The organism is Roseivivax sp. CAU 1761 (assembly GCF_054482755.1).
The window spans coordinates 62,975-77,258 of the sequence record NZ_JBTLRM010000010.1 but is presented as its reverse complement, the minus strand read 5'-3'; the positions used below and the strand labels follow the sequence as shown (position 1 = coordinate 77,258).

The following is a 14,284-nucleotide window of genomic DNA, read 5'->3' as shown; positions in this document are numbered from 1 at the left end:
CGGCGGCGCGGCAAGAGGACAGCGGAGGAAAGATTGTTGTCGTCAGGCGAAACTTTATTGCGTCGGCCCAGAGCGCGGAGTAAGTATCGCAACCACGGCCAAGGGGAGAACCAGATGCCGGGTCACCGACTCGATCCGATCGATCGCAAGATCCTGTCCGAACTGCAAGCGGATGGCCGCATGACGAATGTCGAACTGGCCAAACGGGTGGGGATCTCCGCGCCGCCCTGCCTGCGCCGGGTCCGCGCGCTCGAGGAGCAGGGTTTCATCCGCGGCTACCACGCCGATGTCGATCCGCGCGAACTGGGCTTCGAGGTCCAGGTCTTCGCCATGGTCGGCCTGCAGAGCCAGGCCGAGACCGACCTGTCGGCCTTCGAGCAGCGCTGCCGCGACTGGCCGCTGGTCCGCGAATGCCACATGCTGAACGGCGAGGTCGACTTCATCCTGAAATGCGTGGCCCCCGACCTCTCGACCTTCCAGAGCTTCCTGACCGGGCAGCTTCTCACCGCGCCCAATGTCGGCAGCGTCAAGACCTCGCTGGTGATCCGCGGCGCCAAGGACGAACCCGGCGTGCCCTTCGAGGTGCTCGAGGAGCGGCTGAGCCGCTCAGCGTGATTCGAGCGTCTCCAGCACCTCGCGCGAGGTGCGGGGCAGGCTGAGCTCGCCGAAATCGGCGAAGTCGCGCAGATTGGGGAAGAGCTTCAGGAAGGTCGGGGTCAGCGCCTCGCCGAGCGCCTTCTTGATCGCCGTGCCCGGATGGTAGCTTTCCATCTCGACCCCGGCGACGCGGATCACCGCGTGGCGCGCCAGCGCGATGTGGTAGAGCTGCACCGGGCCGGCCGGGCGCACCGGCACCAGCCGGTCGCCATCGACGAAATCCGACACCGGCACGACGACGCGGGACTGCCCGACCAGCCGCGCCAGATGGGGGCTCTCGATCACCATCCGCGCACCGGGGCCGAGCACCATGTCGACCGCGGGCCGGGCAGGGCCGAACCCGTCGGCCAGCACGCGCACCAGTTCGGTCAGCCCGCTCTCGCCCTCGGGCACCTTGGGCACGAAGGCGGTGGAGCCGATCCACAGCACCGGTTCCGGTCCGCGCTCGGTCTCGATGTAGTCGCCGGGCATCAGGTCCTCGATCGCCGTCGGCCCGGTGACGGTCTGCACCAGCGTGCCGCGGGCAAAGGCCGCCGCGGCGTGCTCGAAGGCCGGGATCGCCGGCGCCGTGACCTGGTGCCAGGCGGCGGTCAGGTCGGGCTGCAGGTAGGCGGCCTCGTAGCGGCGCATCAGCGGCGGCCGCCGCCGCGGCGCCGGGGCCGACGGGGCGGGGGTTTCGGGCAGCAGGTCACGGGCGGTCAGGGCGCGCGCGCTGCGTAGGTTCGGGGAAGGATGCATCCGGAACTCCGTTCGGCGCGCGCGGGGCGCGCGCGATCCTCCTGGCGGATCCCGCCGGGCGGGCATCCGCGCGGTCGAGGGGCGGCGGAAGGGGTCAGGCGACGGCGCTGCGCGGCGGGTCGGCGGCGACCGGTCGGGGGATCGGGCTCGGGCGATTCATGGCGGCTCCTCGCACAGCGTCGGGACTGTTCCCAACCTGCGCGAGGTTTGCGGCCAAAGCTGGGCTCTCGGGGGACGATTCCGCGCAGCCGGGCCGGCTGTCGCCCGGCGCGAAACCGCGCCGCGCCCGGATCAGAGCCGGATGGCGGAGAGCAGGCGGCCGTAATCGGCCTCGCGCGCATGGGTGGCGCGGCGGAAGGAATAGAACAGTTCCGGATCGGAATAGGTGCAGTGCCGGGTCCATTCGGCCTGCACCCCGGCGCGGCGCAGCCGCGCCAGGCCGAAGCCCGGCAGGTCGAAATGCAGCCTGTCGCCCTGGCCGTTGGCGAAGAAGCGGGCATTCTCCGGGTCCTCGGCCAGGAAGGTGTCGAAGAAGTCCGGCCCGACCTCGTAGGCCGATTGCGAGATCGCCGGGCCGATTACCGCGCGGATGCCGCCGCGCCGGGCCCCCAGCGCTTCCATCGCGCTCACCGTCTCCTCCAGCACGCCGTCGAGCGCGCCGCGCCAGCCGGCATGGGCGGCCCCGATGACGCCATTCTCGGCATCGGCGAAGAGCACCGGCTGGCAATCGGCGGTGAGCACCGCGATGGCGAGGCCCGGCGTCGCGGTGACCAGCGCGTCGGCCCGGGGCGGCGTGCCGTGGAACGGCGCCGAGACCTGCACCACCTCGGCGGAATGCACCTGGTGGACGTTGATCAGCTGCGCCGGCGGCAGATCGAGCGCCGCGGCCGCACGGGCGCGGTTGATCTGCACCATCTCCGCCTGGTCGGTCGAGCCCTGGCCGCAGTTCAGCCCGGCGAACACCCCCGAGGAGGCGCCGCCCCGGCGGGTAAAGAAACCGTGGCGGAAGGGGGCGAGCGTGTCGGCGGTGATCACTTCTAGGGTCATCGGTCCAGTCCGGGTGGCGGGGCGGTGTCGGCGGGATAAGCTCCCAGAATCTTGAACACCGTTCCCATTTCTTCGGGGTGGGTCAACCGGCGATGCGCCGCGATGTGGGCCTCGAGTTCGACCCCGTGGAGGCGGCGCGCCAGGCTCCGCGCGCGGGCGGTGATGCCGAGCCGCTCGAGCACCACGCCCTGCGGCGTGGCCCGGGTCGCGGCCATGCCGGGCACCGCGGCGACGGCACCGGCGATGGCCTCGAAATCCACATGCGCGGTGAGGTCGGCCTGGCCGGGCGCGGCGAACGGGTCGGCATAGGCGTGGCCGGCGACGGCCTGGAACGTGTCGCCGCGGCTGCGCCAGTCGCCGTAATCGACGAAGAGCGCGGCACCGCCCCGTGCGGCGATGCGCTGCGCCACCCCTGCCGCCAGCGCGGTCGCCGTGGCAGAGGTCTCGACAAGGCCGCCCTCGGGCGTGTCGGCCAGCCGGTGCGCCAGCTCCGCCCGCGGCAGCGCCGCGCTGAGGCCGAGCCGCAGGCGGCCGTCCTCGAGTCCCACCATACGCTCGGCCCAGCCGTCGCCCTGGCGCTGGAACTGGCGGATCGGCAGGGCGTCGAGGAACTCGTTGGCGACGAGGAAGAGCGGCGCCTCGGGCAGGGTGGAGAGATCGTCGTGCCAGACCGGATCGCCGAGCCCGGCGAGGGTGGCGGCCTGGCGGTCGCGCAGCACCGGCGAGGCCTCGACGAGGTGCAGCTCGGCGGCCGCGGCAAAGCCCGGCAGGGCGCGGACGGCGCGCAGCATGTCGGCCATCAGCGTGCCGCGGCCGGGGCCGAGCTCGGCCAGCACGAAGCGCTGCGGCGCGCCCTGGTCCTGCCAGGTCTGGGCCAGGGCCAGGCCCAGCATCTCGCCGAACATCTGGCTGATCTCCGGCGCGGTGGTGAAATCGCCGCCGCGGCCCAGCGGATCGCGGGTTGCGTAATAGCCGTGGCGCGGATGCAGCAGGCAGGTCGCCATGTACTCGGCGAGGCTGATCGGCCCCTCGGCCCGGATGCGCCGGACCAGCAGATCGCCCAGCGGCGTCGTGCTCATGCCGGGGCGGGGCTTTCGGCGTAGCGCCGGGCGCGCAGGATCAGCGCGAGGCCCAGCAGGATCATCGGCAGGGACAGGATCTGGCCCATGGTCAGGCCCCAGCCGTCGATGTGCCAGGCCAGGCCCAGCGGGTTGCCGGGAGCCTGGAAATGCGCGTCCGGCTGGCGCACGAATTCCACCACGAAGCGCGCCGCGCCGTAGCCGATCAGGAACAGTCCGGTGGCAACGCCCGGGCGCTTGAGCAGGCCGCCGCGGAAGGCCAGCCAGAGCAGCACGGCGCCCAGCACCAGGCCCTCGAGCGCTGCTTCGTAGAGCTGCGAGGGGTGGCGCGCGCAGAACTCGCCCACCGCCTGGCCGCAGCTCTGTGCCGCCTCGCCGGGAAAGATCACCCCCCAGGGGAGGTCGGTGGGACGGCCCCAGAGCTCGGCATTGACGAAGTTCGCCAGCCGGCCCAGCAGCAGCCCCGGCGGCGTCGCCACGGCCAGCATGTCGGCCACCGGCAGGATCGCCGCGGAATGCCGCCAGCAGAAGGCGAGGAAGGCCACCATGACCCCCAGCATGCCGCCGTGGAAGGACATGCCGCCCTGCCAGACCATGGGAATCTGCGCCGGATGTTCGAGGTAGTAGCCGGGCTGGTAGAACAGCACGAAGCCGAGCCGGCCGCCGAGGATCACCCCCAGCACCACCCAGGTCAGCAGGTCCTCGATCTGGCGCATGTCGAGCGGCGGGGTCATGCCGCGCCAGAGCGCCGGGCGCCGCACCAGCGCCACCGCCAGCCGCCAGCCGATCAGAATGCCGGCGATATAGGCCAGCGCGTACCAGCGCAGCGCCAGTTCGAGGCCGAAGAGCTCGATCGACACGAGTTCCGGCGACAGGGGCGGGAAGGGAATCGCGGCTTTCATCCCGCTTCTGTGCGGAGCGCGGGCAGGGCTGTCAACCTTGAGAGATCGGCGCCGCGGGGCCATATACAGCCGGAATGCAGATCCCGGAGGCAGCCATGCAGACCCGCAACAAGATGTTCGACGACTTCTCCCAGCTGATGACCAACGCGATGGGCGTCGCCCAGGGCGCGCGGCAGGAGGCCGAGACGGCGATGAAGTCGATGATCGACCGCTGGCTGGCGGACCGCGATTTCGTCACCCGGGAGGAATTCGACGCGGTGCGGGCGATGGCGCAGAAGGCGCGCGAGGAGAACCAGGCGCTGAAGGCCCGGCTCGACGCCATGGAGAAGGCCGGCAAGCCGTCCTGAGAGACGGGTCTCCCCGCGGCGCGGGGGACCGCTTGTCTGGCCGATCGATGGGCGCGCATCCGATCGTCGGGCACGACGCAGCGCGCCGAAGCCCGTGAAGGGCCCAACCGCGTCCGCTCGGCGTGGGGGGCGAAAACCGCGGGCCGGGCCGGCCGGTCCCGCCCGCACGAGGACCACGCGCCAGCCGTCTTGTGCCGGCCGGGGGCGTGATCCCTGCCGCGGAGGCGGCCGTGCCCGGTGACCTCGACGGCAGCTTCGGCACTGGCGTGCTGGCCCGGCGGGTCGTGACTGTGGTCGTGGCCGGCGAGGATCGCGGCAGCGCGGCCGGTCGCGGCGGCTGCCAGCACAAACGGCTTCAGGGACGCAGGACTGGCGCCGCTCTCCGGAGCAATGTCCGGGCCCAGCCAGGAGACCACGCGGGTCGCATCGCCGGGGTCCCCGGGGCGGACGCCTGCCGCGGATCGTGCGATGAGGTGGTTCAGAGGAAGGAGGTGGTGAGCCGTGCAGGATTCGAACCTGCGACCCACTGATTAAAAGTCAGTTGCTCTACCAACTGAGCTAACGGCCCATCTCCTGTTCCGTCCCTAACCGTTTGGTCCCGAAGGCGCAAGCGGCTCTGGCCGGCGCGTCCCGGAGCGTCTTGCGAGCGCCCCGTTCCGATGGCGCGGTTCCTAGAAGCAGGGCCGGGAAGGGTCAACCCAAAAAGATCGCGCCATGACGAAAAGCTTGCGCGCCGCCGGGCGCGGGCCGTCGCGGGCCGCAAGCGGGCCTCCGGGGGGCGCGCGGCACGCAGGCCGGGGATGCGTCGCCGGCACTGGAAAGCCGCGCCCGCCGCGCGTATATGCGCGCGCATGACCGACCCCCGCGATACCGGATTGCCGTTCAGGAAGATGCACGGGCTGGGCAACGACTTCGTCGTGCTCGACGCCCGCCGCCGCCCCGTGGCGCTTGACCCGAAGCAGGTCGAGGCCATCGGCGATCGGCATCGCGGCGTGGGCTTCGACCAGCTTGCGGTGATCGAGCCCGCCGCCGAAGCCGATGCCCTGCTGCGTTTCTGGAACGCCGACGGCTCGCCCTCGGCGGCCTGCGGCAATGCCACCCGCTGCATCGCCGCCGTGCTGATGGACGAGACCGGGCGCGACCGGCTGCGGCTGGAGACGGCCCGCGGCGCGCTCTTGGCGGAGCGCGGCGCCGGCGGCGCGGTCGCGGTCAACATGGGGGCGCCGCAGCTCGACTGGCGCGAGATCCCGCTGGCCCGCGCAGCCGACACGCTGGCCCTGCCGCTCGAGGGGGCGCCCACCGCGACCGGGATGGGCAATCCGCATTGCACCTTCTTCGTGGACGACGTGGCGGCCATCGACCTCGCCGGGCAGGGCGCGCGGATCGAGCGCGACCCGCTGTTCCCGGAGCGCACCAACGTCCAGTTCGCCCAGATCACCGGCCCGGACCGCATCCGCATGCGGGTCTGGGAGCGCGGCACCGGCATCACCCTGGCCTCGGGCTCGTCGTCCTGCGCCACCGCGGTGGCGGCGGCGCGGCGCGGCCTGACCGGGCGGCGGGTCGCGGTCGATCTCGACGGCGGCACGCTGGAGATCGACTGGCGCCAGGACGGCGTCTGGATGACCGGGCCGACCGCGCATGTCTTCGACGGCGTGCTGACGCGGGCCTGGCTGGAGAGCGTGGCATGAGCAGTCCCGAAACCTCCGACGCCCCGGCGCCGGTCTTCGCCACCATGGGCTGCCGGCTCAACGCCTACGAGACCGAGGCGATGAAGCGCATGGCCGAGGAGGCCGGGTTTTCCGGCGCCGTGGTGGTCAATACCTGCGCGGTGACCGCCGAGGCGGTGCGCAAGGCCCGGCAGGAGATCCGCCGCCTGCGCCGCGCCAACCCCGAGGCCAGGCTGATCGTCACCGGCTGCGCCGCCCAGACCGAGCCCGAGACCTTCGCGGCGATGGACGAGGTCGACGCGGTGATCGGCAATGCCGAGAAGATGCGCCCCGAGACCTGGGCCGGCATGGCCGCCGACTTCACCGGCGAGACCGAGCGGGTGCAGGTCGACGACATCATGTCGGTGACCGAGACCGCGGGCCACCTGATCGACGGCTTCGGAACCCGCAGCCGCGCCTACGTGCAGGTTCAGAACGGCTGCGACCATCGCTGCACCTTCTGCATCATCCCCTATGGCCGCGGCAATTCCCGCTCGGTCCCGGCGGGCGTGGTGGTCGAGCAGATCAAGCGGCTGGTCGGCAACGGCTTCCACGAGGTGGTGCTGACCGGCGTCGACCTGACCTCCTGGGGCGCCGACCTGCCCTCGGCGCCGCGGCTCGGCGATCTGGTGCGCCGCATCCTGAAGCTGGTGCCCGACCTGAAGCGGCTGCGGATCTCCTCGATCGATTCGATCGAGGTCGACCCGGCGCTGATGGAGGCAATCGCCACCGAGCCGCGGCTGATGCCGCATCTGCATCTGTCGCTGCAGCACGGCGACGACCTGATCCTGAAGCGGATGAAGCGCCGGCATCTCTCCGGCGACGCGGTGCGGTTCTGCGAGGAGGCGCGCCGGCTGCGTCCCGACATGACCTTCGGCGCCGACATCATCGCCGGCTTCCCGACCGAGACCGAGGCGCATTTCGAGAACGCGCTCCGGATGGTCGAGGCCTGCGACCTGACCTGGCTGCACGTCTTCCCCTACAGCCCGCGCAAGGGCACCCCGGCGGCGCGCATGCCGCAGGTCGCGGGCCCGGCGATCCGCGAGCGCGCCGCCCGGCTGCGCGCGGCGGGGGAGGCCGCGGTGGCGCGCCATCTCGAGGCGCAGCGCGGCCGCGAACACCGCATCCTGATGGAATCGCCCGAGATCGGCCGCACCGAGCAATTCGCCGAGGTGCGCTTTGCCGCGCCGCAGGTCGAGGGCGCGCTGGTCGCGGCCCGGATCGCCGGCCATGACGGGGCCCGGCTGCTCGCCTGAGGCGCGCCCGGGCGGCGCCAGGGCCGCTGTGAGCCGTTGCGACGGCCCGGCTTTTCCGCCATCAGGGGCGGATGAGATTGCGCACCCAGGCCCTGTTCGTCCACCTGCTCACCGCCACCGGAGCGATCTTCGCCATGCTGGCGCTCCTGGCCGCGGCGCAGGGCGCCTGGTCGGTGATGTTCCTCTGGCTGGTGGTGGCCTTCGCGGTGGACGGCGTCGACGGCCCGCTGGCGCGGCGCTACGACGTGAAGCTTAACTCGCCGCGCTTCGACGGCGTGCTGCTCGACCTGATCATCGACTATCTCACCTATGTCTTCATCCCGGCCTTCGCGCTGTTCCAGTCCGACCTGCTGGCGGGCTGGACCGGCTGGGTGACGATCTTCATCATCACCTATGCCTCGGCGATGTACTTTGCCGACACGCGGATGAAGACCGACGACAATTCCTTCCAGGGCTTCCCCGGCTGCTGGAACATGCTGGTTCTGGTGCTCTTCGCGGTGCGCCCCGATTTCTGGATCATCCTGGCGCTGGTCGCGGTGCTGGCGGTGGCGATGTTCCTGCCGCTGAAATTCATCCATCCGGTGCGCACCAAGCGCTGGCGCGGCCTGTCGCTGCCGGTGGCCTTCGCCTGGGTGTTCTTCGCCGGCTGGGCGGCCTGGGTGGATTTCCATCCGCAGAGCTGGGCGATCTGGGGGCTGGTCGCCTCCTCGGTCTACCTGCTGGGCGTGGGCATCGTGCAGCAGCTGGTGCCGCCGCGCCGCGCCTGAGCGCGCCGCGGACCCCGTCCGGGCGCCATCGCTCGCGGCGGCCTCACTTGCAGGGGTCGTGGCCCCAGTTCATCAGGCTGTAGCGCCACTTCGATTCTTCGGGGTTCTCCTCTGGGCCGCCCTGGGCGGTGTGGCGCTTGATGTAGCCCACCACCTTGGCCATGTGGTCCCACTGGCCGTCCGAGAGATCGTCCTTGTTGGTGCGCTTGATCTCGACGATGCGCCGCCCCGATTCGTGGCCGGTGGATTCGCTCTCGCCGCCGCTGTCGCCGATCTCCTGGCTTTCCTCGGTCTCGAGCCAGTCCTCGAGCTCCTTCGGCGCCATGTTCACCAGGTCCTGCCATTCGGACCAGATCTCGTCTCGCGATTTCGCCATGCGGGGCTCCTGCGGCTGAGGGTGTCGCGCCCCAACCGGAGAGCCCGCGCCGGGGTTCCCCGGCGCGCCCCGCAGGGGCGCCTCAGGGCAGCCCGAGCAGGGTCTTGGCCCGGCCCAGCACGTCCACCGAGGCGGCGTGGCTGCCGGCTTCGTGCAGCTGCTCGCCCTCGGCCCGGAGCGCCCGGACGCGGGCCAGATCAGCCTCGGAAAGCTGCGGGTTCTGCGCCAGCGCGGCGTCGATCTCCGCCATGTCGGCGGGGCAGCGCCCGGCAAGGGCCGGACCGGCGGCGAGGACGAGAGCGGCGGCTAGGAGAAGGGGTTTCATGACGATGCACTCCGGATCGCGAACGCCGGGAGTATAGCAGCATTCCCGACCCGCCGCGGTCGCGTTTGCGTCAGGGCGGTGGCGTGAAGGCGGCACCGGGCGGTTGGCCTTGCGAAGCTGCCGGTTCGGAGGTGTTGACGCAGGCGCATTGCCCGGCGCCCCGGCGATTGCGGGGAGGGGGGCGGGGCGCGGCCTACCGCCCGCAACGCGTCGTCAATCCCGGGGGCCGGTCTTCCGATTTGGCGGGCCATTCCGTCCGAGCGCAAAGGCCGGCCGGCGGGCCTTTCCGGCGGCATGCCGGGTCGGCGCACCCGTTCTTTAGCTGACCGGATCACGAACTTTCTGGCTAAAGTGGTATATGATATAATAATTATCAACTTTTGGAATATTATTGAAATTCTATTTTAATCAAACCCTTATTCGGGAGAATTGAGATGGCGAATATTGTGGGAAATGACTTGGGCAATACGCTGATCGGCACCCCGGCATCAGACCTGATCGAAGGCAAGGGCGGCAATGACCACGTCGCCGCCCGCGGCGGGCACGACACGGTGTTCGGCGGCGGCGGGCAGGACACCCTGCTGGGCGGCCAGGGCAACGACCTCCTGCGCGGCGGCAACAATGCCGACCTGCTCAAGGGGGGCAACGGGCAGGATACCCTCAAGGGCGGCTCCGGGCAGGACACGCTCGAGGGCGGCGGCGGCAACGACCTGCTCGAGGGAGGAGCCGGGAACGACGACATTTCCGGCGGCAACGGCGCCGACACGATCATCGCGGGGGATGGCGACGACACCCTCGAAGGGGGCGACGGCGATGATCACTACATCTTCGATCTCGACGACGGCTACAACGTCATCACGGACTACGCCGAGGGAGATACCCTCGAGTTCCTGTGCGACGATCCGCTCCAGGTCAGCCGGGAAAACACGGATGACGGGGTGCTCTACACCTTCACCGACGGCAATACCGTGACCTATGTCCTTCTGGAGGGGCTCGAACCTCAGGTTTTCCCCGATGTCATACCCGACGACTGCATCTATTGACGCGGCGGCTGCGGCGCATTCCGGCGGGGCCGGATATCCAATTCCGGTCCCGCGACATGTCCGGGGATATGATCCGCCGTGGTTCCGCCCGAGGCGCGCGGCTCAGCTGTCCATCTTCAGAGCGGAGATGAAGGCTTCCTGCGGGATCTCGACCTTGCCGAACTGGCGCATCTTCTTCTTGCCGGCCTTCTGCTTCTCCAGAAGCTTCTTCTTCCGGGTGGCGTCGCCGCCGTAGCACTTGGCGGTCACGTCCTTCCTGAGCGCCGACAGGGTCTCGCGCGCGATCACCTTGCCGCCGATCGCCGCCTGGATCGGGATCTTGAACATGTGGCGCGGGATCAGGTCCTTGAGCTTCTCGCACATCGCCCGGCCGCGCATCTCGGCGCGGTCGCGGTGCACCATCATGGCGAGCGCGTCCACCGGCTCGTCGTTGACCAGGATCTGCATCTTCACGAGGTTGTCCTCGCGGTAGCCGATCAGCTCGTAATCGAACGACGCGTAGCCCTTGGTCACCGATTTCAGCCGGTCGTAGAAGTCGAACACCACCTCGTTCAGCGGCAGGTCGTAGACCGTCATCGCCCGGCCGCCGACATAGGTCAGGTCGAGCTGCAGACCGCGCCGCTCCTGGCAGAGCTTCAGCACGTCGCCGAGATATTCGTCGGGCACCATGATGGTGGCCTTGATACGCGGCTCCTCGACATGGGCGATGGTCGACGGGTCGGGCATGTCGGCGGGGTTGTGCAGGTCGCGCCGCTCGCCGTCCTTGGTGTAGAGGTGGTAGATCACCGACGGCGCCGTGGTGATCAGCTCGATGCCGTATTCGCGCTCCAGCCGGTCGCGGATCACCTCGAGATGCAGAAGGCCCAGGAAGCCGCAGCGGAAGCCGAAGCCGAGCGCCGCCGAGGTCTCCATCTCGTAGGTGAAGGAGGCGTCGTTCAGCGCCAGCTTCTCGATGGCGTCGCGCATGTCCTCGAAATCGTTGGCATCGACCGGGAAGAGGCCGCAGAACACCACCGGCACCGACGGCTTGAAGCCGGGCAGGGGGGTCTCGCAGGGCTTGCGCTCATGGGTGATCGTGTCGCCGACGCGGGTGTCGCGGACCTGCTTGATCGAGGCGTTGAGATAGCCGATCTCGCCCGGCCCGAGGCTCTCGACCGCGGTCATCGCCGGGCGGTAGACGCCGACATCGTCGACATCGTAGGTGCCCCCCGTCTTCATCATGCGGATCCGGTCGCCCTTCTTCAGGGTGCCGTCGATGATCCGCACGATGCAGATCACGCCGAGATACTGGTCGTACTTCGAATCGACCAGCATCGCCTTCAGCGGTTTCGAGGCGTCGCCCTCGGCCGGCGCCGGCAGGCGCTGCACGATGGCCTCGAGCACGTCGGGGATGCCGATGCCGGTCTTGGCCGAGATCAGGCAGGCCTCGGAGGCGTCGATGCCGATCACGTCCTCGATCTGCTCGCGCACCCGGTCGGGCTCGGCCGCGGGCAGGTCGACCTTGTTCAGCACCGGCACGATCTCGTGGTCGGCATCGAGCGCGGTGTAGACGTTGGCCAGGGTCTGCGCCTCGACGCCCTGGGTGGCGTCGACCACCAAGAGCGAGCCCTCGACGGCGTGCATCGAGCGCGCCACCTCGTAGGCGAAGTCGACATGGCCCGGCGTGTCGATCAGGTTCAGCACGTAGGTCTGCCCGTCCTTGGCCGGGTAGTCGATGCGGACCGTGTTGGCCTTGATGGTGATGCCGCGCTCGCGCTCGATGTCCATGGCGTCGAGCAGCTGGTCCTTCATGTCGCGTTCGGCGACGGTGCCGGTGAGCTGGATCAGCCGGTCGGCCAGGGTGGATTTCCCGTGGTCGATATGGGCGACGATGGAGAAGTTGCGGATGCGCGAGATCGGGGTCATGCGCGCGATATGACGCGGGCCGCGGGCCCGGTCAAGGTGGTGCGACGGGGGCGCGGCGCCGCGGCGCGGGGCCGGGCCGGGTTTGGCGCCGGCGGCTTGGTCGCTAGACTGGCCCGGCGAGGCAAACGCGGCGGGCGCGGCCCGCCGCCGCGGCACGGGGAGCAGAAGCATGGACGAGATCGCGCAACAACTGGACGTGACCGGCCGGGTGCAGGGCGTGGGTTACCGCGCCTTCCTCTGCCGCGAGGCGGAGGCGCGCGGGCTGCGCGGCTGGGTGATGAACCGCGCCGATGGCAGCGTGCGCGCAGTGCTGGCCGGCCCGGCCGCGGCGCTCAACGATCTCGAGCCGGCGCTGCGGCGCGGCCCCCCGGCCAGCGCGGTGGCCGGGATCGCCCGCGCCGCTGCCGACGCGGCCGCCCTGCCGGCCGGCGCGGGGGTCGCGATCCGCGGCTGAACAGGGGCCGATCCGGGGCCCCGCGCGGGGCGGCGGGAATTGCCAAAGCGCCGCGCCTCGGGCATGATCCGACCGGTAGGCAGAGGTCCAGCGGGCAGCGACCGGCAACAGGCCGCGCCCCGGGCCGCGTGATGCACAGGCAAGGGACAGAGCAGATGAAGGCAATTCTTTTGATGGCGGCGGCGAGCCTCGTGCTCAGCGCCTGTGGCGGCGGCAGCGACCGCGTGACGCGCGGCGCCGGGTATTATGCGCCGGTGACCCGGTTCGCCAGCGGCCCGATCAGCCGGGCCTGCCTGGCCAGCGACCGCAAGGCGCGCAACACCCAGCTCTGCGGCTGCCTCCAGGGGGTCGCCAATGCCTCGCTCAGCGGCGCCGAGCAGCGCGCCGCCGAACGCTTCTTCCGCGATCCCCACGAGGCCCAGGTGATGCGGCAATCCGACCGCCCCGACGACGAGCGGACCTGGCGCAACTACAAGGCCTTCGTCGGCCGGGCGGAGCAGATCTGCCGCGGCCTCTGAGCCGCGCCCGGACCTTTTCCGCCCCGGAGCGTTTCGCCCCGGTCCCGTGGCGGGGTCGGGGCCGCCGGCGTCGCGGAGGCCCGGCGGCTCAGTCGTCGGCGCGGGCCTCAAGAAAGGCCGCCGCGGTGCGCGCCACCGCCTCGGGCTTTTCCGCGTGCAGCCAGTGCCCGGCCCCGGGAATGCGCGCGAAGCGGGCGCGCGGGAAGAGCGCCCGGATCGTGTCGCGGTGCTCGGGGCGGACATAGTCGCTGTCGGCGCCGGTCAGGAACAGCGCCGGGCCGTCGAACCGCCCCGCGATCCCGGGCCAGGCGAGGATGCGCGGCATCTCGCGCTCCAGCGTGTCGAGGTTCAGCGTCCAGCGCTTCTCCGCCACGTCGAGCGCCTGGGTGAAGAAGGCCGGCAGCACCGGGTCGTCGATCACCCGGGCGAGCTGGCGCTGCGCGTCCGAGCGCTTCTGCACCCGGCTGAGGTCGACGCCGCGCATGGCGTGGATGAACCGGGTCTGGTCGTGGTCATAGGCCACCGGGGCGATGTCCGCCACGATCAGCCGGCGCACCGCCCCGGGATGCAGCAGCGCCGCCGCCATCGCCGCCTTGCCGCCCATGGAATGGCCCAGCAGGTCGGCGGTGCCGCCATGATGGGCGATCAGCTCGGCCAGATCGGCGGCGAGGTCAGGGTAGGCGTGGGTCTCGGTGAAGGGGCTGGCGCCGTGATTGCGCAGGTCGGCGGCGATCACCTGGCGCGGGCCGGACAGGGCCCGGGCGATGGTGGTCCAGTTGCGGGCCTGGCCGTAGAGCCCGTGCGCCAGGATCAGGGGCGGCGCGGCGCCCGGGTCGCCGTGCACGATGGTGTTGAGCATGGGGGGCCTCGCGGCGCGGCCCGCGCGCGGCCCGGTGCTGCGGGCCGGCGCGCGGGGGCGCGGGTCAGAGGGTGGGGTAGATCGGGAAGCGGGCGAGCATCTCGGCGACCTCGGCCCGGACCTTGGCCTCGACCGCCTCGTTGCCGTCCTCGCCGTGGGCGGCGAGCCCGTCCACCACCTCGACGATCCAGCCGGCGATCTGGCGGAACTCGGCGGTGCCGAAGCCGCGGGTGGTGCCCGCCGGCGAGCCGAGGCGGATGCCCGAGGTCACGGTGGGCTTTTCCGGGTCGAACGGCACGCCGTTC

Annotated in this window: 16 protein-coding genes, 1 tRNA gene and 1 pseudogene; 8 read left to right on the top strand and 10 right to left on the bottom strand. The window is 70.9% G+C overall.

The window, feature by feature from the left end; translation table 11 throughout:
- Positions 1-114 precede the first annotated feature (114 nt).
- On the top strand, positions 115-615 hold the full coding sequence (locus ACXYMW_RS08630) for an Lrp/AsnC family transcriptional regulator (RefSeq protein WP_459034909.1): 501 nt from the start codon (positions 115-117) through the stop codon (positions 613-615).
- On the opposite strand, the gene ACXYMW_RS08625 is transcribed toward ACXYMW_RS08630, so the two are convergent.
- From ACXYMW_RS08625 to lgt, 4 genes are all read right to left on the bottom strand, one after another.
- Entirely contained in the window at positions 607-1,395 is a 789-nt protein-coding gene (locus tag ACXYMW_RS08625; protein ID WP_459034908.1) for a Hint domain-containing protein, read from the bottom strand. The two genes, ACXYMW_RS08630 and ACXYMW_RS08625, sit on opposite strands and share 9 nt — an antisense overlap.
- A gap of 291 nt (positions 1,396-1,686) precedes the next feature.
- Positions 1,687-2,442, bottom strand: coding sequence for a peptidoglycan editing factor PgeF (gene pgeF, locus ACXYMW_RS08620; RefSeq protein ID WP_459034907.1), 756 nt, complete (start codon positions 2,440-2,442; stop codon positions 1,687-1,689).
- Positions 2,439-3,521, bottom strand: a complete 1,083-nt coding sequence (locus ACXYMW_RS08615) for a class I SAM-dependent methyltransferase (RefSeq protein WP_459034906.1) — start codon at positions 3,519-3,521, stop codon at positions 2,439-2,441. Before ACXYMW_RS08615 ends, pgeF begins: the two co-directional genes overlap by 4 nt.
- Positions 3,518-4,423: a prolipoprotein diacylglyceryl transferase gene (gene lgt / locus ACXYMW_RS08610; RefSeq protein WP_459034905.1), complete on the bottom strand. Its 906-nt coding sequence runs from the start codon at positions 4,421-4,423 to the stop codon at positions 3,518-3,520. The genes ACXYMW_RS08615 and lgt overlap by 4 nt, the downstream gene beginning before the upstream one ends.
- A 95-nt stretch (positions 4,424-4,518) precedes the next feature.
- Between lgt and ACXYMW_RS08605 the strand changes: the two genes are divergently transcribed.
- Positions 4,519-4,770, top strand: a complete 252-nt coding sequence (locus ACXYMW_RS08605; RefSeq protein ID WP_459034904.1) for an accessory factor UbiK family protein — start codon at positions 4,519-4,521, stop codon at positions 4,768-4,770.
- Between the two features lie 492 nt (positions 4,771-5,262).
- Here the strand turns inward: ACXYMW_RS08605 and ACXYMW_RS08600 are convergent.
- A tRNA-Lys gene (locus ACXYMW_RS08600) sits at positions 5,263-5,338 on the bottom strand.
- A gap of 283 nt (positions 5,339-5,621) precedes the next feature.
- On the opposite strand from ACXYMW_RS08600, the gene dapF reads away from it, so the two are divergent.
- The 3 genes from dapF (at position 5,622) to ACXYMW_RS08585 (ending at position 8,499) form a co-directional block, all read left to right on the top strand.
- Positions 5,622-6,458, top strand: coding sequence for a diaminopimelate epimerase (gene dapF / locus ACXYMW_RS08595; RefSeq protein WP_459034903.1), 837 nt, complete (start codon positions 5,622-5,624; stop codon positions 6,456-6,458).
- Entirely contained in the window at positions 6,455-7,732 is a 1,278-nt protein-coding gene (gene mtaB / locus ACXYMW_RS08590; RefSeq protein WP_459034902.1) for a tRNA (N(6)-L-threonylcarbamoyladenosine(37)-C(2))-methylthiotransferase MtaB, read from the top strand. Before dapF ends, mtaB begins: the two co-directional genes overlap by 4 nt.
- A 71-nt stretch (positions 7,733-7,803) precedes the next feature.
- Positions 7,804-8,499, top strand: a complete 696-nt coding sequence (locus ACXYMW_RS08585; RefSeq protein ID WP_459034901.1) for a CDP-alcohol phosphatidyltransferase family protein — start codon at positions 7,804-7,806, stop codon at positions 8,497-8,499.
- A gap of 43 nt (positions 8,500-8,542) precedes the next feature.
- On the opposite strand, the gene ACXYMW_RS08580 is transcribed toward ACXYMW_RS08585, so the two are convergent.
- Positions 8,543-8,875, bottom strand: coding sequence for a DUF3140 domain-containing protein (locus ACXYMW_RS08580; RefSeq protein WP_459034900.1), 333 nt, complete (start codon positions 8,873-8,875; stop codon positions 8,543-8,545).
- An 82-nt stretch (positions 8,876-8,957) separates the two neighbouring features.
- Positions 8,958-9,200, bottom strand: coding sequence for a hypothetical protein (locus ACXYMW_RS08575; RefSeq protein ID WP_459034899.1), 243 nt, complete (start codon positions 9,198-9,200; stop codon positions 8,958-8,960).
- 434 nt (positions 9,201-9,634) lie between these two features.
- On the opposite strand from ACXYMW_RS08575, the gene ACXYMW_RS08570 reads away from it, so the two are divergent.
- The gene (locus tag ACXYMW_RS08570) at positions 9,635-10,243 is read left to right on the top strand and encodes a calcium-binding protein (protein WP_459034898.1); all 609 of its coding nucleotides are present in this window, start codon (positions 9,635-9,637) and stop codon (positions 10,241-10,243) included.
- Positions 10,244-10,345: 102 nt separating this feature from the next.
- Here ACXYMW_RS08570 and lepA read toward each other — a convergent pair whose 3' ends face one another.
- Positions 10,346-12,148, bottom strand: coding sequence for a translation elongation factor 4 (gene lepA, locus ACXYMW_RS08565; RefSeq protein WP_459034897.1), 1,803 nt, complete (start codon positions 12,146-12,148; stop codon positions 10,346-10,348).
- Positions 12,149-12,317: 169 nt separating this feature from the next.
- On the opposite strand from lepA, the gene ACXYMW_RS08560 reads away from it, so the two are divergent.
- Both ACXYMW_RS08560 and ACXYMW_RS08555 read left to right on the top strand, forming a co-directional pair.
- The gene (locus ACXYMW_RS08560) at positions 12,318-12,602 is read left to right on the top strand and encodes an acylphosphatase (RefSeq protein WP_459034896.1); all 285 of its coding nucleotides are present in this window, start codon (positions 12,318-12,320) and stop codon (positions 12,600-12,602) included.
- A 155-nt stretch (positions 12,603-12,757) separates the two neighbouring features.
- On the top strand, positions 12,758-13,120 hold the full coding sequence (locus tag ACXYMW_RS08555; protein WP_459034895.1) for a hypothetical protein: 363 nt from the start codon (positions 12,758-12,760) through the stop codon (positions 13,118-13,120).
- Positions 13,121-13,208: 88 nt separating this feature from the next.
- Here ACXYMW_RS08555 and ACXYMW_RS08550 read toward each other — a convergent pair whose 3' ends face one another.
- On the bottom strand, positions 13,209-13,979 hold the full coding sequence (locus tag ACXYMW_RS08550) for an alpha/beta fold hydrolase (RefSeq protein WP_459034894.1): 771 nt from the start codon (positions 13,977-13,979) through the stop codon (positions 13,209-13,211).
- Positions 13,980-14,043: 64 nt separating this feature from the next.
- Positions 14,044-14,284 (bottom strand): annotated as a pseudogene (glyA, locus tag ACXYMW_RS08545) (serine hydroxymethyltransferase); the annotation flags it as partial.

Excerpts from the sequence above, each read along its gene's own strand:
- ACXYMW_RS08630 (WP_459034909.1), top strand. The coding sequence starts at position 115 with ATGCCGGGTCACCGACTCGATCCGATCGATCGCAAGATCCTGTCCGAA.
- ACXYMW_RS08625 (WP_459034908.1), bottom strand. The coding sequence starts at position 1,395 with ATGCATCCTTCCCCGAACCTACGCAGCGCGCGCGCCCTGACCGCCCGT.
- pgeF (WP_459034907.1), bottom strand. The coding sequence starts at position 2,442 with ATGACCCTAGAAGTGATCACCGCCGACACGCTCGCCCCCTTCCGCCAC.
- ACXYMW_RS08615 (WP_459034906.1), bottom strand. The coding sequence starts at position 3,521 with ATGAGCACGACGCCGCTGGGCGATCTGCTGGTCCGGCGCATCCGGGCC.
- lgt (WP_459034905.1), bottom strand. The coding sequence starts at position 4,423 with ATGAAAGCCGCGATTCCCTTCCCGCCCCTGTCGCCGGAACTCGTGTCG.
- ACXYMW_RS08605 (WP_459034904.1), top strand. The coding sequence starts at position 4,519 with ATGCAGACCCGCAACAAGATGTTCGACGACTTCTCCCAGCTGATGACC.
- dapF (WP_459034903.1), top strand. The coding sequence starts at position 5,622 with ATGACCGACCCCCGCGATACCGGATTGCCGTTCAGGAAGATGCACGGG.
- mtaB (WP_459034902.1), top strand. The coding sequence starts at position 6,455 with ATGAGCAGTCCCGAAACCTCCGACGCCCCGGCGCCGGTCTTCGCCACC.
- ACXYMW_RS08585 (WP_459034901.1), top strand. The coding sequence starts at position 7,804 with ATGAGATTGCGCACCCAGGCCCTGTTCGTCCACCTGCTCACCGCCACC.
- ACXYMW_RS08580 (WP_459034900.1), bottom strand. The coding sequence starts at position 8,875 with ATGGCGAAATCGCGAGACGAGATCTGGTCCGAATGGCAGGACCTGGTG.
- ACXYMW_RS08575 (WP_459034899.1), bottom strand. The coding sequence starts at position 9,200 with ATGAAACCCCTTCTCCTAGCCGCCGCTCTCGTCCTCGCCGCCGGTCCG.
- ACXYMW_RS08570 (WP_459034898.1), top strand. The coding sequence starts at position 9,635 with ATGGCGAATATTGTGGGAAATGACTTGGGCAATACGCTGATCGGCACC.
- lepA (WP_459034897.1), bottom strand. The coding sequence starts at position 12,148 with ATGACCCCGATCTCGCGCATCCGCAACTTCTCCATCGTCGCCCATATC.
- ACXYMW_RS08560 (WP_459034896.1), top strand. The coding sequence starts at position 12,318 with ATGGACGAGATCGCGCAACAACTGGACGTGACCGGCCGGGTGCAGGGC.
- ACXYMW_RS08555 (WP_459034895.1), top strand. The coding sequence starts at position 12,758 with ATGAAGGCAATTCTTTTGATGGCGGCGGCGAGCCTCGTGCTCAGCGCC.
- ACXYMW_RS08550 (WP_459034894.1), bottom strand. The coding sequence starts at position 13,979 with ATGCTCAACACCATCGTGCACGGCGACCCGGGCGCCGCGCCGCCCCTG.